Raw genomic sequence first — 20075 nt, 5'->3', positions numbered from 1 at the left:
TCCGTCATATCGGACTCAGCATAGCCGCGGCAGCTCGCCACCAGACCGCCTCGACGGAGCCCACCCCGCGCGGTGCGATCACAGCTCGAACAGGCCGGCCGCGCCCATCCCTCCGCCCACGCACATCGCGACCACCGCGTAGCGAGCCGACCGACGCCGCCCCTCCCTCAGCGCGTGGCCGACCATCCGGGCGCCACTCATGCCGTAGGGGTGCCCGATCGAAATGGCTCCGCCGTTGACGTTGTACTTGTCAGGATCGATTCCCAGTTGGTCGCGGCAGTACACGGCCTGGGAGGCGAACGCCTCGTTGAGCTCCCACAGATCGATGTCGTCCACTTCCAGGCCGTGCTGCGCGAGCAACGCGGGAATCGCGTACACGGGCCCGATGCCCATCTCATCCGGCTCGCACCCGACAACGGCCGTGCCCCGGAACGTCCCGAGCGGCTCGAGACCACGGCGCTCCGCCTCGGTCCGTTCCATCAGCACGACTGCGGCCGCACCGTCGGACAGTTGCGAGGAGTTGCCCGCGGACACTGTGGCCGCGTAGCCGTCCCGGTCCGGGAGCACCGACCGCAGCCCGGCCAGTCCCTCCAGCGTCGTGGACGGCCGATTGCCCTCGTCACCGACCAACGTGAACTCCTCGGGTGCCGGCCCGTCGGCACCTGCCGCCAGCCTCGTGCCTGAGAAAGGCGCGATCTCGTCGTCGAACAGCCCGGCCCCCTGGGCGGCGGCGGTGCGCTGCTGCGAGGCCAACGCGTAGACGTCCTGCATCTCGCGGGTGACGCCGTACCTCTGCGCCACGTTCTCCGCGGTCTCCAGCATAGGGACGTAGACGTCATGCCCGTGTTCGGTCAGCCATGGATCCATGGTGCGGTGGTCATTGCGGTGCTCGTTCTGAACGAGGCTTATCGACTCCACGCCACCGCCAACGGCGACCCGGATGCCGTCCACCACGATCCCCTTCGCCGCAGCCGCGACGGCCATGAGACCGGAGGCGCACTGTCTGTCCACTGACATCCCCGGGACCGTCACGGGCAGGCCCGCGCGGAGCGCCGCCTGCCGCGCCACGTTGTACCCGGTGGTGCCCTCCTGCATGGCACACCCGAGGACCACGTCCTCGATCTCACCCGGATCGGCTCCGGCACGGGCCACCGCGTGGGCGATCGCATGACCGGCCAGTGCCTGGCCAGGGGTGTCGTTGAAAGAGCCCCTGTAGGCACGACCGATCGGCGTGCGGGCGGTGGACACTATGACTGCTTCACGCATGACTTCAGGACTCCTCGACGAACAGCGCGGCGGATGCGGTGGCGGTGAGTCCCCCGTCGAGGGGGATCACGGTGCCGGTGATGTACGAACTGGCGTCCGAGAGCAGGAAGGTGACCAGGCCGTCCACGTCGTCGGCGCGCCCGAGCCGCTTCAGTGGATTGGAACCGGAGATCTCGTCGCCCCGCTCGTCGAGGACCCACTCCATCATCTTGGTGGGGAACGGCCCCGGGGCGATCGCGTTGACCAGGATCGACGGCGCCAAAGTGGACGCCATGTGCCTGGTCAGATGATGAATCGCCGCCTTCGCGGCAGAATACGAGTAGTTCTCGTAGTTGGGCACCAGCAGACCGTCGATGGACCCGATGTTGATGATCCGGGCCGGCCCGCCACCGTCGCTCCCCAGCGCGGCGGCCTCCAGCAGCGACCGCGCCGCCTTGGCCAGGGTGAACGGCGCCTTGACGTTCACCCCGAGCACCTTGTCCCAGGCGGCATCCGGGAATTCATCGAAGGTCGCACCCCAGGTGGCACCGGCATTGTTGATCAGTCCGTGCAGGCGGTCGGTGTGCGAGCTAACCCTGTCGACCAGCTCGTGGCATCCGTCCTCCGTACCGATGTCCACGGCAAAGGAGTGCACCTCGCCGAGCTCGCCCAGTTCGCGGGCCGCCTGGGTCGCCGCCTCCTCCTTCCGCGTGGACAGGTAGACCGTCACACCCCGGCGCAGCAGGCTCTCGACGATCATCCGTCCGATCCCGCGGGCACCGCCCGTCACCAGGACATGCCCACCGCTGATGTCGAACATCCCGGTGCTCATCGTGTTCTCCCTTCCAGTCGCTCCGTGCGCAGGGCGGAGCGTCGGATCTTGCCCGCGTCGTCGCGCAGGGAATGGGTGACCACCTCGATGGTCCTGGGACGTTTCTGCGTGGAGAGTCGTTCTGCGAGAAATCGGTGCAACTCACCCGGGTCCACGATCGAGTTGTCCCGTGGCTGGACGATCGCGTGGAGTCGGTTCCCCACGTCGTCGTCGGGCAACCCGATCACCGCGGTGGTCTGCACGTCCGCATGCTCGATCAGCGCCGCCTCGATCTCCGCCGGGTACACGTTCACCCCGCCGACTGTCACCATGTCGCCGCGACGGTCGTGGAGGTAGAGGTACCCGTCGGCGTCGAATCTGCCCATGTCCCCGAGCGAGGACCAGCCGTCCATCACAGTGGGCTCGGCGCCGATGTAGCGGTACGTCGGCGGATTACCCTGCGGCACGCGGGTGAAGATCTCGCCGGTGCCGCCGGGTTCGGTCACTTCCGCGCCGTCCAGGTCGACCAGGCGGATCTCACCCCACGTCACCCGGCCCACCGAGCCGGGGTGTTCGAGCCACTCATCGCCGCGGATCGTGCAGCCGGCCTCGGCCTCGGTTCCTGCGTAGAGTTCCCAGATGCGTTCGGCTCCCAGCCACTCGATCCATCTCCGCTTGAGCCATGCCGGGCACGGTTCGGCGCAGTGCCAGAACGAGGCCACCGACGCCAGGGAGTACCTCGAGCGCACGTCGTCGGACAGGGCCCAGATGCGCCGCATCATCGTGGGCACCAGGTACACCCAGGTCGCGCCCACGGCATCGATCTCGGAGAGTGTGCGTTCTGCGTCGAACCTGCGCATCATCGTCACCGTGCCGCCGGCGAAGATCGCACTCAACGCGGTCGAGTACGGGGCGTTGTGGTGCATGGGCGCGGTGATCAGGACCTGCTCGCCGGGGTTGATCCGCCAGAAGGACGGGTCGAACGCCGAGGTGACGCCCGGTCGGCCCGAGAGGATGACCTTGGGTCGGCCGGTCGAACCGCCGGAGGTCGGAGCCTTCCACGACGTCGGGATGCGCGTCTCGTCCAGATCCGACTCCGAGTGCCCCGCCGCGAGCGCGGCCAGGGTGACGGCGCTGGTACCGCCACCGGGAGTCGAGCCAGCCTGCGCGCGGTGAGAGGGCTGGCCCTCATCACCTTCGCCGACGACGACCACGGGGTTGGCGAGTTCGATGATCGCCTCCAGCTCCGAGGGGGTCATCCTGGGCGAGAGCACCTGGGGCGTGGCGCCGGCCTTGTAGCAGGCGAACGTCGCCACGATCAGGTCAGTGGAGTTGGGGATCAGCAGCGTGACGATCCGCCCGACCTCGGCGCCGCGGTCGATCAGTCCCCGCGCCACGGAATTGCTGCGCTGGTGCAGCTCTCTCCAGGTCAGGGTGTCACCGTCGGCGCGGGCGACGATGTCATCACCCCTGTCCTTCGCGTAGTGACCCGGGATCCCGGCGAGCGGAAAGCCCTCGGCCGGCGTGGGGGTTGTCGTACTCATGCCCCGCCGCCCTTGGCCGCGGAGGCGATCTGGACGTAGTGGCTCGTCTGCTCGAAGGCGGAGTCGTGCGAGCGCAGGCCACCGAAGTCGTCGAGTTCGGCCCAGCGCGCGGCGATCTCCTCGGCCGAACGCACCTGTTCGGGAATGTGGATGGCGGGCCCCTCCACCATCTTCGAGAGGGCGAAGACCCCGGCGCCCGCACCCAGGATGACCCCGTTGGGTGCGTCGTCGGCGACGAGGAAGACCGCGCCCGGCGCGATCGTCTCCGGGCCCAGTTCGGCCGCGTCCTCGGCAGCGAGGAGTCCGTCCGTCATCTGCGTCGCGGCGGTGGGCGCGAGCGCGTTGACGCGGATGCCCTTTCGCTCCCCCTCGATCGCCAACACGTTGGTCAGGCCGACCAGCGCGGACTTGGCCGCGCCGTAGTTGGCCTGGCCGAAGTTCCCGTAGATCCCCGACGCCGACGTGGTCATGAGGATGCGGCCGTAACCCTGCTCGACCATGTGGGGCCACACGGAGTTGGTGCAGTGCACCGAGCCCATGAGGTGCACGTCCATCACCGCACGGAAGTCCGTGAGCTCCATCTTCGCGAAGCTCTTGTCGCGGAGGATGCCGGCGTTGTTCACCAGGATGTCGACCCGGTCCCACCGCGTGATCGCCGCCGAGACCATGGCTTCCACGGCTTTCTGGTCGGTGATGTCCGTGGTGTCCGCGGTCGCCGTGCCACCTGCCGCCGTGATCTCGTCGACCACCGCCTGCGCTCCGGCGGCCCCGACATCGTTGACCACCACCCTCACACCACGGGCGGCCAGTGCAATGGCGTGCGCACGCCCCAGACCGCCACCTGCACCGGTGACGATCGCGACTCGGTTCTCGGGCTTCTTCATGGTTTCTCCGTTCTGAACAGCAATACTACTGAGTATGATGTGATCCGAGCCACGCAAAGTCAAGCCCCGGCCCACGGGCCGCCCCTCGCCCGGGCGCCGCCCCATGGCCGGCGCGAGTCGGTGGCCCACATCTCGCCCCGTCGCCACCCGAACACCCCTCTTGACGGTCGAGAATCGTGCGCTATAGTGTGGCGCGTCCCACATTAATGGGCGAGATACTCGGTAGTATGGCTGTTCAGAGGCCTTCTTAGCCGGTGCTCACTCACCTTCTTCAGGCCAACTCACCTCGGTGCGGGCCACCTACCCATCCAGATTGGGGATCGGACAATGACAACAGTCCTGGCGATCGTGATCGTCTACTTCATCGCGATGTTCGCGATCGGCTACTGGGCCAACAGGCGGGTCAAGAGTTCGAAGGACTTCCTGGTCGCGGGCCAGACGCTCGGCTTCTTCGTCATGGCCATCGCCTCGTTCTCGTCGATCCAGAGCGGTTTCGGCATGATCGGCCACACGTCGAACACCAATGCCTGGGGGATCCAGGCCATCGTCGCCGCCGCACTTCTCGTCCCCCTCGCGTTCGCGCTCGCCTGGTTCCTTCTCGGCGCACGCCTCTACAAAATCGCCAGGGTGCACGACGTGCACTCGATCCCGGACATCATCCGGATCAGGTACAAGAGTCGCGGGGCGCACTTCGCGATGTCCATCGCGATCTTCGTGGGTTCCGTCGCCTACATGACCTCCCAGATCACGGCGATGGGCGTCATCATGGCGCTGATCTTCGACATCGAGATCGCGACCGGCGCGATGATCGGCGCCGCGGTCGTCGCCGCCTACACCATCGCCGGCGGCATGCTCGCGGCGATCTGGACAGACCTCATCCAGGGGCTGCTCATGATCGGCATGTCACTCATCGCGTTCTTCGTGGCGACGAGCACGGTGGGTGGTTGGAGCTCCATGCTCAACACGATCGCTCAGAGCGACCCCTCGTTCCTGCAGGTCGACGGGACTCAGAGCATGGGCTGGATCTTCGGGTTCGTTTATCTGGCCATCCTCGGTGGCGCTGCACAGCCACAGCTGGCGACCAAGTTCCTCATGCTCCGGAACGCCTCCGAGCTGCGCTGGGGAGCACTCGTCGCCGCAGTCGGGTACTCGATCACCGCACTGTTCGCCCTCGGTATCGGCCTGGCAACACGCGCGCTCACGATCGAGGGTCGCGCCCCGGGGTTCGACAACTACGACAACACCACCACATGGTTCCTCGACAACATGACCAACACGACCTTCGCGGGCTTCGCCCTTGCAGGACTGCTCGCCGCGATCATGTCCAGTGCGAGCTCGTTCATCACCATCGGCGCCTCCGCTCTCACGCGGGATCTGATGGGGTCGCTCGGCAAGATCCTGCGGCGCGAGCTCCTCTGGTATCGCCTGGCCAGCGCCTTCGTCGTGGCCTGCTCCCTCGTGTTCGCCCTCTACCTCACCCAGGTCGTGTTCCTCCTCGGGGCGATCGGTTGGGCGGCGTTCGCCTCGGCGATCTTCGCCCCGGTGGTGATCGGGATCTTCTGGAAGCGGGCGACGGGCCTCGCCACGATCATCGCGGTCACCTTCGGCATCCTCGGCAACCTCGCCCTGACCGTTCTCGCGCGCGAGGAACTCATTACCGTCCCGGAGTACATGCAGGACGGAGCGACCATCATCTCGCTCTCCGTGGTGCTGTTCCTGGTCATCTCCGTGGTGGCACCCTCCAAGCGGGACCAGGAATTGTTCGTTCTCGCCTACACCCCCGACCCCGGCGGAACCGCGAGCACCTCCGAACCCGCCGCGTCCCCAGCGGCCCACTGACTCCGACGAGAAGAATCACGAGGTATCGATATGAAGCTCGACAGAACTGACGTCCTGGTGCTCGTCATCGGCATCGCGTCGCTGGGGACCGCTCTCGGCTCCCTCTTCGACATCTGGCATGCGGTCTACTACGCGGTCCCGCTACTCACGGTCGCGTTCATGCTCATGGGCTCGCTCAGTCTCGACGGAGCCTGGCACCCGGCGAACCTGACGATGATCGTCGCCTTCTGTGCCGTCCTGGCAGGACTGTTCGTCGCCGCCCAGTTCGCGCTCGGCTCCGACGGAATGCTGGGCGGACTCCCGGTGTCGACCGCGATCTTCGTCTACATGATCTGGCCGCTCACGGCAGTCGGTGCTCCACTGTTGTACGCGGCCGTGCACAAGTCATGGCTGATGCACGATCTCACGCGGGACGCACCGACCCTCGCGAGCTGAGGTCGGCGACAGCTACTGCTCGACCCCCGGGTGCGAGCCCCGGTGACTCGGGGACCGCCGGAATGCGAGTGCCCCACCTCGACAGAGGTGGGGCACTCGTCGTTCGACGACCGGAGGGCGACACCGCTCGCGCAGATGCCCGGCGGAGCGAGACGGGGTCAGTTCAGGCCGGCGTAGGAGTGCAGGCCCGAGACCACGATGTTGATGAAGAAGAGGTTGAACGCCAGCACCGCGAAGCCCGCGATGTTGATCCACGCCGCCTTCTTGGGGCCCCAGCCGCTGGTCGCGCGTGCGTGGAGGTACCCGGCGTAGAGCACCCAGGAGATGAACGACGCGGTCTCCTTGGGATCCCAGCCCCAGAAGCGGCCCCACGCGCTCTCGGCCCAGACCGCCCCGAGCAGGATGCCCACGCTGAAGATCGGGAAGCCGATCACCGTGGTGCGGTACGCCAACCGGTCCAGGGTCTCGGCGGCGGGCAGCGGCCGGGTCAGTCGCGTGGCCCACCCCTTCTCCTGCCCCTGCGGCTGCCACACGCGCAACAGATACATGATCGACACGACGCCCGGGATGAGCAGGATGCCCGAGCCCAACGAGATGATCGTCACGTGGATCGGCAGCCAGTACGAGCGCAGTGCGGGCACCACCGGAGCGGCCTCGGAGTACAGGTGCGTCCCACCGAAGAACAGCAGCAGCAACACCGGGACCAGGACGAACGGCCACGCCACCTGCAACGCGGGCTTGCGCAGGAACACCAGTCCCGTGCCCACCGCGAGCACGGTGGTGGCCAGGATGAACTCGTACATGTTGCCCAGGGGGAACCGGTCGGTCGCCAGCCCGCGGAGCACCAGCGAGGACGCGCTGAACACGAAGGCGATCGTGACGAACAGCTGGGCGATCCGCGCCCAGCGCACGTTGCCCGCGGACGCGCGGTCCTCGTCGCCGGTGTCGGTGAGAGACGTGGACTCGGTGAGCCCCGGCCCGCCGGCCCCGGCGAGCTGCCTCGGCGAGACCTTCTCCACCCGGAAGCCGGCGTAGTAGATCAGCGAGGCGATCAGCGCCAGGACATAGATGGCGAACGACGTGCGAAACGCCAGGTCGCTGTACGTCGAGAGGGTCTCGTCGATGGGCAGGCCCTGGGCGAGTATCAGAGAGTTCACCGGGTGTCGTCCTTCCGCGGAGCGTCGCCGGCGGTGCCGCGACTGGTTGCAGTGTGTCCCGAGTCGGGTTCCTCGGGCAAGACGGGTGTGACGGCCGCCGCGGCGACCAGCCGGTCCCGGAGGTCGTCGAACTCCGAACCCCAGCCCATCCGGTCCGTCCGGGCAAGTCCCCCCAGGTCGACGCGGGTCACGCCTGCGTCGTCGACAGACACCCGCGCCCAGATCCTCCGGCGCCGCACCATCAGGCTCAGGATCAACCCGGCCATCATCACCGCTGCGGAGACACCCACCCAGAGCTGAGTGGGGTCTTCGGAGACCTGGATGTTGATGAACTCCTCGGCGCCGTCGAAACGGACCTCAGTGCCGTCGGGCAGGGTGGTGGATTCGCCGGGGAAGAGGTTGACGCGCGCCTGGCGTTCGAGGGCGCCGGACTCGATGAGGTCCGAGTCCAGCGAGAAGACCGACTGCGGACGGCCGGTGTCGAGGCCGGCGTCGCCCTGGTAGACGTCGATCGCCACGGCCGGGTCGTCCATGTTCGGGAAGCGCGAGCTCAGGAGGGTTCCGTCGAACGACGCCGTGGGCGCGAACAGGCCCTGCACCGCGATCTGCTGCGTACGCCGCTCCATCAGATCCGGGTACATGCCGGCCGGCGGGTCGAAGCGCATGATGCCCGACGACAAGAACGTCTGGAGCTCGGTGGGCTGCCAGTGCTGGGTGTCCGTCCGGGTCTCGCCGTTCGGGAACGTGACCGTGAAGGTGGGCGCGAAACCGTGGCCCTGCAGGTAGACACGGGTCGAGCCCACGCGCAGCGGGTGGTTGACACGCATCTCGTACGGCTCCCACGTCTGCGGATCGGTCGTCTCGACCTCCTCGGTGAACCGCACGTTGGAGGTGAACATCTCGGCCTGGCCGTTGGGCAGGTAGTCGGCGCGGAAGTCCTCGATCTTGATGCAGAACTGCTCGAGATCGGTGCCGTCGACCAGGATTCCCGCGCGGAACGTGTCATAGGCGCTGGGGGTGGTGTTGCAGAAGGCGGGCGATTCGGCGTTGGCGATGATCACCCGCATGCCCTCGGCGTAGACGAACTTCCCCGCCGCGAACATGATGAGCAGGGCCAGGAGGCCGAAGTGGAAGACGATGTTGCCCACCTCGCGCGTGTATCCGCGCTCGGAGGAGAGCTCGATGGTGCCGGGGACGCGGCCGTCGCCGTCATTGCGCCGCACCCGCCAGCCCTTGAGCTGGGACTGCACCTGGTCGGCGGCCTGCTCGGGCGAGGCCGTGGTGCGGTACGCGGCGTGGTGGGGCAGACGCGAGAGGTTGCGGGGCGTGAGCGGTGGGGGCGTGCGCAACTGCCTGACCAGCTCGAAGCAGCGTGGGGTGAGGCAGCCGATCAGCGAGACGAACAGCAGGACGTAGATGGCGGTGAACCACCAGCTGGAGAACACGTCGAACAGCTGCAGGCGGTCGTAGAACTCGCCCAGCCAGCCGCTCTCGGCGATGTAGTCGTTGACGTTGCCCTCGTTGAGGCTGCGCTGGGGCAGGAGCGCGCCCGGGATCGCCGCCACCGCGAGCAGGAACAACAGGATCAACGCCGTGCGCATGGCGGTGAGGGTGCGCCATGAGTTGCGGAGGAAAGCGGTGACGGTGCCCAGCGTGGAGCGGGCGGCGGCGGTTCTGGGCTCTGGCATGGGGTCCATCTGCGGTTCGCGACGCGCCGTTCTGTCGCGGCGCCGGTTTGGACCCAGGCTAGTCGGGGGCTCCTGAGCGGTTTCTGTGAGGGCTCGCTCCCCTGACGGACCCGCCGGGCGAGAACGTGTCCTACCCTCGGGGCCACGGATCTCCGGGGCCAGACGAGAGGAGCGGCGATGCCGACCATGCACCCCTGCGAACCGGTGGACGTCGACTACACCGACACCGCCCGGTTCCGCTTCACCAACAGCGTGGCGATCCCCGCCTCGCCGCAGCAGCTGTTCGAGATCTTTGTCGACGCCGACTCGTGGCCGCGCTGGGCGGGCGTGATCACCAAGGTGGTCTGGACCAGCGAGCCCCCGTTCGGCGTGGGCACCACCCGCACCGTCCACATGCTCGGCGGCATGGTCGGCGAGGAGGAGTTCCTGGCGTGGGAGCCGGGGCGCCGGATGGCATTCCGGTTCAATGCCAGCTCCACCAAGGGGATCCACGCCTTCGCCGAGGCCTACGACATCGTGCCCACCGAGGGTGGCTGCCGACTCACGTGGACGCTGGCGATGCACGGCAACGCGGTGACCACCCTGTCGATCGCCGCGGTCCGGCCGGTGATGAACCTGCTATTCCGCCGCTTCCTGAAGCGGCTCAGCGCCCTGGCGGCCGAGAGGTATCCGGGCTAGTCAACAGCAGGCGCAGCCGCCGCGTCATGTCGTCGACGAGCACCTCCGGATCCTCGGCGCGCGCCGACGCCACCCACTCGGACAGCCAGACCTGGAGGGCGGAGATCGCCATCCCCGCGGCGATGCGGGGATCGAGGCCGGCGAGCTCCCCCCGGTCCGCCGCGGCCTGCATCCCGGCGGCGATCACCTCGAGCCCCGAGCTCCACACCGTGCGCTGGATCCCGTGGCCGCCCTCCACGCTGCTCGCCCATCCCCCACCGGCCCGGAGGTTCATCTCGAGGTAGGCGGGGTGCGCCGCCAGGAAGAGGAAGACCCGACGCAGCCCGGTGAGCAGGCGCTCAAGCCCCGGCTCCCCGGAGTCGGCCTCGCGCACGGCCTCCAGCAGGGCGTCCATCCGCGTGCGGTGCAGGGCGTCCCAGATCTCTGCCTTGCCGGAGAAGGACTTGTACACGGTGGCCAGCGAGAGTCCGGCGGTGGCCGCGATCGCGTTCATCGGGGTGGCGGTGAACCCGGCCTTGCCGAACTCGCGCTCCGCGGCGCGGAGGATCTGCTGGCGGTAGCCGTGGAGCCTCTCCTCACGGTCGCCGGTCCTCGTCGTCGTCGTCGTCGTAATCCCTGTGGCCTCCACGGCTCGATGCTACCTTCGCAGAATCGCCATTCTGTTTCCGTGGACGGCGGTTGCCGCACCCGGCTGATTCGACAGAGATCGGCGTTCGAGCAGAGTGCGCCGTTCGACCAGAGTTCGACCGAAGGATGGAGTCCGCCGATGCCCAAGCCCCCGCTCCCCATGACGCCGACGGGCTGGTTCCAGGTGGCGTGGTCCGCAGAGGTCCCGGTCGGGCACGTCCACCGGGTCACCGCGTTCGGGGAGGACCTGGTGGCGTGGCGGAGCCGATCCGGCCGGGTCACCGTCATGGACGCGTACTGCAAACACCTCGGCGCCCATCTCGGCCACGGTGGCACCGTCGTCGACGAGACCATCCAGTGCCCCTTCCACGGCTGGCAGTGGAACCCGGACGGGCGCAACACCGCCATTCCCTACGCGGACCGCCCGAACCTCGGCCGCAAAATCAGGACCTACCCGGTGGTCGAGCGGAACGAATCGATCTACATCTGGCACGACCTCGAGGGCCGCGAGCCGTATTTCGACGTTCCCGACGTCTTCACCAGCTGGGACGACGGCACGCGCGCCGAGGACTACCACCCGTGCCATCCGCGGACCATGCTCTTCGAGGAGCGGCTGCAGCTCCATCCGCAGTACGTCCTGGAGAACGGGGTCGACTTCGCGCACTTCGAGTTCGTCCACAAGGTGCCGATCATCCCGGTCTTCACCAGGCAGGACTTCGACGAGCCGGTCTCCTACGTCGATTTCACGATCGCGTTCGAGGGTTCACCGGGGTCGATCGAGGAGGTCGACAGCGGGGTCGAGGCCATCAACGGCGGGCTGGGGGTCGCCGTCACCCGGAGCCACGGCATGGTCGACAACCGCACCGCGACCTGCGTCACCCCCGTCGACGACGAGACCTGTGACGTGCGGTTCTCCGTCTGGATCCGCCGGCGACCGGACCTGGACGACGACGAGTCCGCCGATCGCGCGGCCAGGCACGGCCGTGGCGTGATCGAGCAGTTCGAGGCCGACCTCGCCATCTGGAAGCACCAGAAGTACTCCGACCCCGCCGCGCTCGCTCCCGGCGAGTACGAGGGGTTCACCGCGCTGCGCCAGTGGGCCACCCAGTTCTATCCCGATCATCCACTCCCCGAAAGGTGACACCTCAGATGACCAGCAGCACCAGCGAGCCCGCCCGCGTGTTCCAGGTCGCCACCGGCAACGTCGGCAGCGAGATGATCAAGCGGATCGGCGCCCACCCGGACCTCGAACTCGTGGGCGTCCACTGCTACACGCCCGAGAAGGTCGGCCGGGACGTGGGCGAGCTCGCCGGCATCGCGCCCATCGGAGTGGTCGCGACCGGCACCGTCGAGGAGATCGTCGCGGCCCGGCCGGACGTGGTGACGTTCCACGGCGTCTTTCCCGACGAGGACCTCTACCTGCAGGTCCTCGAGGCGGGGATCAACATCGTCACGACCGCCGACTGGATCACCGGCCACCACCGCGACCTCAACCACCCGCACCCGTCCGGCCGGTCGTGGCGGGCGATCCTGGACGAGGCCGCGAAGTCCGGCGGCGCGACCTTCTACGGAACCGGCATGAACCCGGGCCTCAACCAGATCCTCGGCATCGTCGCCTCGGCCGACGTGGCGGACATCGAGAACGTCACCACGATCGAGTCCGTGGATGTGTCCTGCCACCACTCCGCCGACACGTGGAAGGAGGTCGGCTACGGCAGGCCCGTCGACGATCCCGCACTGCCGGGGATGCTGCGGAAGTACACCGAGGTGTTCGCGGACTCGGTGTACATGATGGCCGACGCGTTCGACCTCGAACTGGACGAGGTGGTGTTCGACTGCGAGCTGGGCGCCTGCACCGAGGACGTCGACCTGGGCTGGTACCAGCTGCCCAAGGGCTCTCTCGGCGGGAGCTACATCAAGTACCTGGGGATGGTCGACGGGGTGTCGCGGATCGAGACCCACCTCGAGTGGCAGATGACGCCACTGACCGACCCCAAGTGGGACATCAAGGGGTGCTACATCACGATGATCAAGGGCGACCCGCAGATCTACAACAAGCACATGATCTTCCCCGCTCCCGGCGTCGACCTCTCCGATCCAGAGAATTTCGCGTCCATCGGCATGACAGTGACCGGGCTGCCCGCGCTCAACTCCATCAGGTCGGTCATCGCCGCGCCCGCCGGGGTCGTCACCAGCGCGGATCTGCCGCTGCGGACGTTCGCCGGCAGGTTTGCGAGGTAGCGGTCCCGGGGCTGGCCGTCACCAGCGGTAGTCGAGGAACTTTCCGTCCAGGGTGATCACCACGCGGTCGCCGTCGGGGTCCGGGCGCCTGGAGAAGTCCACCGTGAAATTGATGGCGCTCATGATCCCGTCGCCGAACTCCTCATGGATCAGTGCCTTGAGCGCCGGCCCGTACACCGACAGCGCCTCGGTGAACCGGTAGATCGTCGGGTCGGCCATCACCTCCGGCGGAGTTCCGCGGCTCGGCTGCAGAGCCAGGCTCTCCGCCACGGCCTCGTCCAGACCGAGGAGTTCGCACACCGACCGCGCCTGCTCGGCGGACATCGGGTGTTGGCCCAGCAGAGCCGCCGTGGTCCACACCAGCGGTGCGCCCAGGTGATCGGCCAATTCTGCCCAGGTGCGTCCCTGACGGATGCGGGCGGAGTCCACGTGTGCCGCGGCGTCCTGCTTGGCCATGATGGGGGTCATCGGGGTTCCTCTCGGATGGGGTCGTATGGGTCTCGGCAGATCATTCAGACCGAGGCGGGCTCGCGGTCTGCCTTTGGGTCGCGCTCGGCCGGCTCTTCCGGCAGCGGCCGCTGCGCCTTGGTGCGCGCGTGGGTGACGTAGAGGGTCAGCCCCACAAAGCAGAGCCCGCCGACGAGGTTGCCGATGACGGTGGGGATCTCGTTCCACACCAGGTAGTCGGCCAGCGAGAACTCGCCGCCGAGCATCAGGCCGGTCGGGAACAGGAACATGTTGACCACCGAGTGCTCGAATCCCATGTAGAAGAACAGCATCACGGGCATCCACATGGTCAGCGCCTTGCCGCTCACGCTGGTGGACATCATCGCCGCCACTACGCCCGTCGAGACCATCCAGTTGCACAGCACGCCGCGGAAGAACAGCGTCAGCATCCCGGCCGCCCCGTGCTCGGCATACCCCAGGGTCCGTGACTCACCGATCTCGCCGAGTCGCTGTCCGACCTCGTCCGGGGCGATGTTGAACCCGTAGGTGGTGATGAAGGCGATGAGGAACGCCACGGTGAGGGCGCCGGCGAAGTTGCCCAGGAAGACCAGGCCCCAGTTCCGGAGCATGCCCCGGACCGTGACCCCCTTGCGCTTGTCCAGCAGGGCCAGTGGGACGAGCGTGAACACCCCGGTCAGCAGGTCGAAACCCAGCAGGTACAGCAGGATGAAGCCGACGGGGAAGAGAACCGCCCCGAGGAGCGCGCTGCCGGTCTGGACCGTGACGGTGATGGCGAACGCGGCGGCCAGGCCCAGGATGGCTCCCGCCATGAAGCTCCGGATGAGTGTGTCACGCGTGGACATGCGGACCTTGCTCGCTCCGGCGTCGATCATCGCGCGGGTGAAATCCGAGGGTTGGACGTAAGACACTTCGTTGCCTCCAGCTGTGCGGCGGGCGTGCGGGCGTACCGGGGTGAGTGTGGCCGAGCTTTGTGACGCGGTCGTTACCCCGGACCGCGCACCGGTAACCGAGCCCTCACCTCGCACCATCCGCACGGTGAGGTGCGAGTTCGGCCCGCGGTGGAACCGAACGTGCCGTCGGACCGTCAGACACTGTGACGGCGCGGGAGAGAGGACCGGTGTGGGGTACACGATCGGCCGGGTCAGACGGTGGGATGCCGGGGGCGTGACGACGGCGAGGTCTGCCGTCGCGGAGCGGGAGGCACTGACTGCCGAGGCCCGGACGGCTCTGGCCGCCGGGCGCTCAGCGCTGGACGTGGGCTGGGACGGCGTGGCAGCCGATGCGGTCCTGGACGCCGCGGAGGGCGAGAAGGTGCACGTCACCAAGCTCGCGGACGGGCTCGGGGAACTGGCCGACGCCCTCTCCCGGGCCGCCGCCGCGGTGGGGCCGGCGGTGCAGGCGGTTCGTGACCGGATCATCGAGGCCGAGGCCGCCGGGCTCGTGGTGGGCGAGGACTCCGTGGGACCGGCTCCAGGCCGCGACGAGGTCACCCAGGAGGTCGTCGACGGGCATGTCGAGGCGCTCGGCCAGGCGTTGGCCACCGTCGGGTCGTTGGATCAGCACTACGGCCGGGAGATCGACGCCATCGCCGGGATGATGCATCGGGCGATACCGCCGGAGGTGGACAGGGCGCCTATCCCGGGGCCGGATGCTGGGGCTCTGGGAACCGCCATCACTGCGGGTAGCGGGGCCGTGAGGGAAGGGGCGTCTGCTCTCGCGGACGAGCACGACCCCGAGACCAGGGGCAGACACAAACTCAATCCGATGCCGGATGAGGCGGGGCGTCGGGCCGCCGGGCTGCTTCGGGGAGCCGGCCGGCTCGCCGGGCCCGTGGGCGGGGGGTTCACCGCGTACGAGGGGGTTACGGGGTATGCCAGCGGAGAGACCACTGCCCTCGAGGCTGCTGCGGAAACTGCCGGGGCTTTCGGTGGCGGGTTGGCTGGCGGGGCGATGGCGGGAGCAGCCGCGGGATCGTTTCTCGGGCCAGTAGGGACATTCGTCGGGGCCGGGATTGGAGCCGGGGTCGGCGCGTGGCTCGGAGAGGAGGCCGTGGACAGGGCCTACGACGCGGTGGTGCGGAGGGATTCCGCGGATACAGCGGACCACAGCCACCCAGACGACACGACAGGAGAGGGGGGAAACTGATGACCCGGAACGACAGCATGAGCGCTGGAAGCGACCACGATCCGACGAACGACGAGGTGCCTTTTTCCCGGTGGGCAGACATCAAGCAGCGATTAATCACCAGTTGGCGACGCGACGACTTCGGACGACACGGTGTGTACTGGAGCGTCATCGTCATAGTCGGAGTGTTGGGATACGAGCTGGTCATGCGCCTCTGTGAGGCGTGGGGTTTCGCCGGATGAGCAGTCCACCTCACTCCTGAGCCGAAACGGATCGTCGCCTCTCGGCCGGCCCCGCCACCCCTCTCCCTGCGATCATCGGGGAGTCAGCACACCTGGGCCCTGCTATCCGCGATCGGTGCTGCCCGGGAACTGGCGCCGCCCGGGCTCTGTACTTCGCCGCCCGGGCTCGGCACTACTCGGGCTCGGCGCGACCCGCGGTGAGCTTTCGGCCAATCACCTGGGGCGAATAGGCCTCCTGCAGCTCCGCCGGCTGTGCACCGAGGTCAGCTTGCTTCAGAGGCTTCCGCCCCAGGACTGCTGGAGCGACCTTGACCGGTTCCCCGGTGATCTCCGAGGTGTTGGTGGCGTTGGTCAGGTACCCGGCCGGCGTGTGGCCGCGCCGACCTTCGTTCTGGCCGGTCCCCGCCGCGCCCATCATGCCCATCGGCATCATCCCTGCACGGCTGGCCTGGGAACCACCGTTCGACGACGACGAGAACGCCCCCGCCGGTGTTCCCGCAGCCCCCGGGCCTGCCGACATGGCGCCGGCCCCCGGCGCTCCTGAAGTCGGTCCGCCGGCTCCGAAACCGCCCGGGCTCCCGAAGCCCGCCAGGGTTCCTGCGCCACCCATCCTGGCCGCCCCGGCTCCTGCTCCGGCCGTCCCGGCACCGCCGCCGAGCATTCCGGCAGCGGCACCGAAGCCGCGATCGCGCTGGGTTCCGTTGCGGATCCCCCGCGCTCCCGCGGTGCCCCCGCCTGCTCCTATCGGCTGCCCGTTCGGTCCCGTGATCGGGGCGAACGGTGTGGCAGCAGCATGGGTCGATGCGTTCACGCCAGCTGCAGGTGTAGTGCCCGCGTTCGCACCGCCCGCACCTGTCTGTCCGGCGGCGCCGGCCATTGCTCCCCCGCCGTCGACTGCGCCGTTCCGCGAGGCCAGAAGCGCCTGCTCGGTGGGGGCGTCGACTGCGGCGGGCAGGCTCGTCGTCGTCGCCCCCGTGACAGCGCCTCCGCCCACCGCGACGTTTCCTGCCGGGTTCTCCCCTCCCCCGGCGGCGGCGAGGGCGGCTTGGCCGGGCGCGGCCGGACCAGCGGGTCGCACCACTCCGTCCACGTTCCACGCCGAGACCAGGTCGAGCCCACTCGCGCCACCCAGCGCCGACGTCGCGATGACGCGGTACGGGCTGGGTATGTCCAGGTCGGCGAGGTTGGCGTCCATCACGGCGGGACTGTAGACCGTGTTGACGATCGCTCGTGCCTGTTCTTCGGCGGCTTCCTGTGCTGCGGCCATCGCGGCGGCGGATTCGAGGGTCGGAGGGCCGTGGACGTAGCCGTAGCCCGGGGTGTTGACCTGGGCGGCCTGGAGCGTTGCGGACTCCTCGCCGATCCGAGACTTGGTGGTGCTGAAACCGTCTTCGGCGGTGCTCGCCTTGCTGGCCACTTCTTCGAGGACCGTAGCCAGTCTGTCTACCGATTCGGTGAACGATCCCACCGAGGTGCTGGCTTGAGTAGCGAACTCACCCTGCCACTGGCTGCCCAGTGCGTTGCCCAGGCCGCTTCGCAGGTTGGCTGCCGCTGTGTGGAGGCTTGTCGCGACGGTGCTGACCCGATCCCGAACCTGCTGGAACTGCGCGGGATCCAGAGCCTGCGCCCCGGAGACCATCTTCGCCAGCGGCGCTCCCGATACCTCCTCGGGCCCGACGCGGTCATACCCGCGCGGCGCACTTAGCCCCTCGGCGGCGTCCAGCATCATGAGGGTCGACCCGAGGGAGCCCATCAATCCCAGGCTCTGCAGCCCGGCCGGCTCCTGCGCCGCCTTCCCCAGCGCCGCGGCGACCGCCTCGTCCTGCGCCTCGATCAGCCCGCCGGCCGCGGCGAAGAGCATGGCCATGGCCTTGGCCTGATCGACGTAGCCGTTCAGCAGCGTTCGTAGGTCTTCCCCCACGAATAGCGAATACACGGTGCCGATCTGGCGGGCGGTGTCGAAGGCGCCTGGGGTTGACGTTTGCAATCCGAACTCATCGCTTCGCAATAGTGTCGCGAGACTTCCGACGAATGTCCCGCAAAAACCGACACACTCGTCTGCGACGTCTGATTCAAGATGGACAGTCACTAAGAGTCCCCTCCTGGGATTCGCGGCAAGATAGGCTCAAGCACCCGATCGAGAATGTCGCATGAGTCGGAAAAGTACTCTCCCTTAAAAGAACTCAATCCCCCTATTAAGTCCAAGCTGACAAATATGACCCCGCTCGGAGTGATAAAGAGCTGGCGGCAGACGTGTGACTCAGTGTCAGTCGTACTGAGAACTCGAAACCCAGACCTATTTTCCACCACATTTTTTTCCAGAACATAAGTGCTGTCTGCCATATAGTCGTCAAGCGATTTCCAGCTGGTGAGCGCACCAAAGAGGACCTCGTCGTTCTTCCAACCGCAAGACAACAACTCCCCCGGCCGGTGGTTGTGCAGCTGCTCGGACGGTTCAACCGGCCCGCCGACCCCCTGCTCCACCGCCTCGATGGGAATCTCGACGCATGGATCGAATAGCGCTGGTCGTTGCTCGATCGGCAGATCCCAGGGGTTGATCGTCTGTTCGGCGGCCGCTGGGCTCGTCGTCGTCGTCTGGTCGTTGTCTTGGCTCACTCCGCACGCGGACATCACCGCGCAGGCCGCGAGCGCGGCGGCTGGTCCTCTTAATGTCCCCACGATCTGTTTGACGCCCCGACTAGCCAGATGGTTCCACCCGCTTCGCAACGGCTCCTTGGACGGGTTTGTTCAGGGATGGAACCGGCCGCTGACTTGCACCGTCGCACCTGGTGACGGGACACGAGTCACAGAAAGGTAATCGAGTGAGCTACTCGGTGGGCGCGGTGCGACGGTGGGACGCCCGCGGAGTGACGACGGCGTGTGCGGCAAGCGCCGGTCGTCATCACATCGCTGAGGAAGCGCGCGGGGCCCTCTCCGAGGGGCGCCATGGCCTCGCCATGGGCTGGGAGGGCGTCGCCGCTGACGCGGTGCTGGATGCCGCCGACTGCGAGCACCGTCATATCGATGCGCTTGCCGGATACCTCGACGACCTGACTCAGACCATCGAACAGGCGGGAAACGCGCTCGGGCCTGCGGTGAAGGTGGTTCGCGACCGAATCGCCGAAGCTCAGGCGCGTGGTCTGGTCGTCCTCGACGATTCGCTCGCACCCGCCGCCGGCCGCGACGACATCACCCAAGCCGAGGTCGACGGGCGCGCCGAGGCAAGCGAAGAGGCTCTGGACGTCGTGGCCGCACTCGACCAACACTATGGACGCACACTCGACGGGATCGCCGCCCGCTTGAACGACGCGATCCCACCGGAGCCCAACAGGGGCTCGATACCTGGCCCGGATATTCCTTGGCCCGGCGTCGCCGTCGCCGCACTTACCCGCGCCATGTCCGCGGGGCTCCCCAGGCGGGCCGACGAACTCGACCCCCTCACCCGCGGTCGGCATGTTCTCAACCCCGCCCCCGACGACTACGGACGGCAGGCCAGCGCCGGACTCCGCTTCGTCGGGAAGCTCGCGGGCCCCCTGGGCACCGGGATGACGGTGTACGACGGCGTGAATCGGTTCACCCGTGGCGAAGGGGGCGCCTTCGAGGTCGCGACGGAAACCGGTGCCGCACTCGGCGGCGGAATGACGGGCGGGGCGCTCCTCGGAGCGAGTGGCGGCTCCTACGCCGGCCCCTACGGCGCACTCCTCGGGGCCGGAGTAGGGGCAGCGGCAGGCTCCCCCGTGGGCAAGAAGTTCGGCGAACTGGCCTACAAATCCGTGACCGAACATCATGACCTGCTGCTCCGGCAGTACCTCTACGCGATCTAGAAAGGACCCCGGATGGACCACACCGAGGACGAAAGACAACCTGCAGACGACGGCGAGGGGGCCGAGGCGGGCACGGACATCGACGCTCAGTTGCAGCGCTGGGAGGAACTGGACCGCCGCGTTGCCTATCGCAGACAGCAGCTCAAGTCGGTGATCCAACCGTCCGACATCGTGACCCTTATCGCGGCAGTCGTGATCTTCTACTTGGCGCTGGCCTGGCTGTTCATCTCGCCGATGATCAAGGCGTTCTGGCCCTGGTAAGAGATTC

At 67.8% G+C, this 20075-nt stretch carries 20 protein-coding genes; 9 read left to right on the top strand and 11 right to left on the bottom strand.

Annotation, left to right across the window (positions count from 1 at the left end; genetic code table 11):
• Positions 1 to 78: 78 nt before the first annotated feature.
• Genes ABIE38_RS12715 through ABIE38_RS12700 form a run of 4 tightly spaced genes read right to left on the bottom strand, consistent with a single transcriptional unit; the run spans position 79 to position 4484 of the window.
• Entirely contained in the window at positions 79 to 1266 is a 1188-nt protein-coding gene (locus tag ABIE38_RS12715; RefSeq protein WP_354056788.1) for an acetyl-CoA C-acyltransferase, read from the bottom strand.
• A 4-nt stretch (positions 1267 to 1270) separates the two neighbouring features.
• Positions 1271 to 2077 (bottom strand): SDR family oxidoreductase, encoded by an 807-nt coding sequence (locus tag ABIE38_RS12710; protein WP_354056786.1) that lies wholly within the window; start codon positions 2075 to 2077, stop codon positions 1271 to 1273.
• Positions 2074 to 3600 carry an AMP-binding protein gene (locus ABIE38_RS12705; protein ID WP_354056784.1) on the bottom strand — a complete coding sequence of 509 codons (1527 nt, stop codon included), beginning with the start codon at positions 3598 to 3600 and terminating at the stop codon, positions 2074 to 2076. The genes ABIE38_RS12710 and ABIE38_RS12705 overlap by 4 nt, the downstream gene beginning before the upstream one ends.
• Positions 3597 to 4484: an SDR family NAD(P)-dependent oxidoreductase gene (locus tag ABIE38_RS12700; protein WP_354056782.1), complete on the bottom strand. Its 888-nt coding sequence runs from the start codon at positions 4482 to 4484 to the stop codon at positions 3597 to 3599. Before ABIE38_RS12700 ends, ABIE38_RS12705 begins: the two co-directional genes overlap by 4 nt.
• Positions 4485 to 4811: 327 nt before the next feature.
• On the opposite strand from ABIE38_RS12700, the gene ABIE38_RS12695 reads away from it, so the two are divergent.
• Positions 4812 to 6323, top strand: a complete 1512-nt coding sequence (locus tag ABIE38_RS12695; protein ID WP_354056780.1) for a sodium:solute symporter family transporter — start codon at positions 4812 to 4814, stop codon at positions 6321 to 6323.
• A gap of 30 nt (positions 6324 to 6353) precedes the next feature.
• Positions 6354 to 6758: a hypothetical protein gene (locus ABIE38_RS12690; protein WP_354056778.1), complete on the top strand. Its 405-nt coding sequence runs from the start codon at positions 6354 to 6356 to the stop codon at positions 6756 to 6758.
• Between the two features lie 158 nt (positions 6759 to 6916).
• On the opposite strand, the gene ccsB is transcribed toward ABIE38_RS12690, so the two are convergent.
• Positions 6917 to 7915 (bottom strand): c-type cytochrome biogenesis protein CcsB, encoded by a 999-nt coding sequence (gene ccsB, locus ABIE38_RS12685; protein WP_354056776.1) that lies wholly within the window; start codon positions 7913 to 7915, stop codon positions 6917 to 6919.
• Positions 7912 to 9603: a cytochrome c biogenesis protein ResB gene (gene resB, locus ABIE38_RS12680; protein ID WP_354056774.1), complete on the bottom strand. Its 1692-nt coding sequence runs from the start codon at positions 9601 to 9603 to the stop codon at positions 7912 to 7914. Before resB ends, ccsB begins: the two co-directional genes overlap by 4 nt.
• Positions 9604 to 9780: 177 nt before the next feature.
• Here resB and ABIE38_RS12675 point away from each other — a divergent pair, with 177 nt between their 5' ends.
• A complete protein-coding gene (locus ABIE38_RS12675; RefSeq protein ID WP_354056772.1) occupies positions 9781 to 10281 on the top strand; it encodes an SRPBCC family protein in 501 nt (166 codons plus the stop codon).
• On the opposite strand, the gene ABIE38_RS12670 is transcribed toward ABIE38_RS12675, so the two are convergent.
• A complete protein-coding gene (locus ABIE38_RS12670; RefSeq protein WP_354056770.1) occupies positions 10247 to 10909 on the bottom strand; it encodes a TetR/AcrR family transcriptional regulator in 663 nt (220 codons plus the stop codon). The genes ABIE38_RS12675 and ABIE38_RS12670 overlap by 35 nt on opposite strands.
• A gap of 138 nt (positions 10910 to 11047) precedes the next feature.
• Here ABIE38_RS12670 and ABIE38_RS12665 point away from each other — a divergent pair, with 138 nt between their 5' ends.
• Both ABIE38_RS12665 and ABIE38_RS12660 read left to right on the top strand, forming a co-directional pair.
• A complete protein-coding gene (locus ABIE38_RS12665) occupies positions 11048 to 12049 on the top strand; it encodes a 3-ketosteroid-9-alpha-monooxygenase, oxygenase component (RefSeq protein WP_354056768.1) in 1002 nt (333 codons plus the stop codon).
• A gap of 8 nt (positions 12050 to 12057) precedes the next feature.
• On the top strand, positions 12058 to 13149 hold the full coding sequence (locus ABIE38_RS12660) for an NAD(P)H-dependent amine dehydrogenase family protein (RefSeq protein ID WP_354056766.1): 1092 nt from the start codon (positions 12058 to 12060) through the stop codon (positions 13147 to 13149).
• An 18-nt stretch (positions 13150 to 13167) separates the two neighbouring features.
• On the opposite strand, the gene cynS is transcribed toward ABIE38_RS12660, so the two are convergent.
• Together cynS and ABIE38_RS12650 are read right to left on the bottom strand one after the other, a co-directional pair.
• A complete protein-coding gene (gene cynS / locus ABIE38_RS12655) occupies positions 13168 to 13617 on the bottom strand; it encodes a cyanase (RefSeq protein WP_354056764.1) in 450 nt (149 codons plus the stop codon).
• Positions 13618 to 13661: 44 nt separating this feature from the next.
• Positions 13662 to 14525, bottom strand: a complete 864-nt coding sequence (locus ABIE38_RS12650) for a formate/nitrite transporter family protein (RefSeq protein WP_354056762.1) — start codon at positions 14523 to 14525, stop codon at positions 13662 to 13664.
• A 211-nt stretch (positions 14526 to 14736) separates the two neighbouring features.
• On the opposite strand from ABIE38_RS12650, the gene ABIE38_RS12645 reads away from it, so the two are divergent.
• Complete coding sequence (locus ABIE38_RS12645) at positions 14737 to 15762, top strand: hypothetical protein (RefSeq protein WP_354056760.1); 1026 nt, start codon at positions 14737 to 14739, stop codon at positions 15760 to 15762.
• Positions 15762 to 15983 (top strand): hypothetical protein, encoded by a 222-nt coding sequence (locus ABIE38_RS12640; protein ID WP_354056758.1) that lies wholly within the window; start codon positions 15762 to 15764, stop codon positions 15981 to 15983. Before ABIE38_RS12645 ends, ABIE38_RS12640 begins: the two co-directional genes overlap by 1 nt.
• A gap of 172 nt (positions 15984 to 16155) precedes the next feature.
• Here the strand turns inward: ABIE38_RS12640 and ABIE38_RS12635 are convergent, their stop codons facing one another.
• Complete coding sequence (locus ABIE38_RS12635) at positions 16156 to 17904, bottom strand: WXG100 family type VII secretion target (protein ID WP_354056756.1); 1749 nt, start codon at positions 17902 to 17904, stop codon at positions 16156 to 16158.
• Positions 17905 to 18071: 167 nt separating this feature from the next.
• Complete coding sequence (locus tag ABIE38_RS12630) at positions 18072 to 18662, bottom strand: DUF3558 family protein (protein ID WP_354057040.1); 591 nt, start codon at positions 18660 to 18662, stop codon at positions 18072 to 18074.
• Between the two features lie 110 nt (positions 18663 to 18772).
• Here ABIE38_RS12630 and ABIE38_RS12625 point away from each other — a divergent pair, with 110 nt between their 5' ends.
• Both ABIE38_RS12625 and ABIE38_RS12620 read left to right on the top strand, forming a co-directional pair.
• Positions 18773 to 19807 carry a hypothetical protein gene (locus ABIE38_RS12625; RefSeq protein WP_354056754.1) on the top strand — a complete coding sequence of 345 codons (1035 nt, stop codon included), beginning with the start codon at positions 18773 to 18775 and terminating at the stop codon, positions 19805 to 19807.
• A gap of 12 nt (positions 19808 to 19819) precedes the next feature.
• A complete protein-coding gene (locus tag ABIE38_RS12620; protein ID WP_354056752.1) occupies positions 19820 to 20068 on the top strand; it encodes a hypothetical protein in 249 nt (82 codons plus the stop codon).
• The last annotated feature ends 7 nt before the right edge of the window (positions 20069 to 20075 follow it).

This window comes from Dietzia sp. 2505, assembly GCF_040546785.1.
Taxonomy (GTDB): Bacteria; Actinomycetota; Actinomycetes; order Mycobacteriales; family Mycobacteriaceae; genus Dietzia.
The sequence above is the reverse complement of the archived record's forward strand: the minus strand, read 5'-3'. Positions and strand labels throughout refer to the sequence as shown.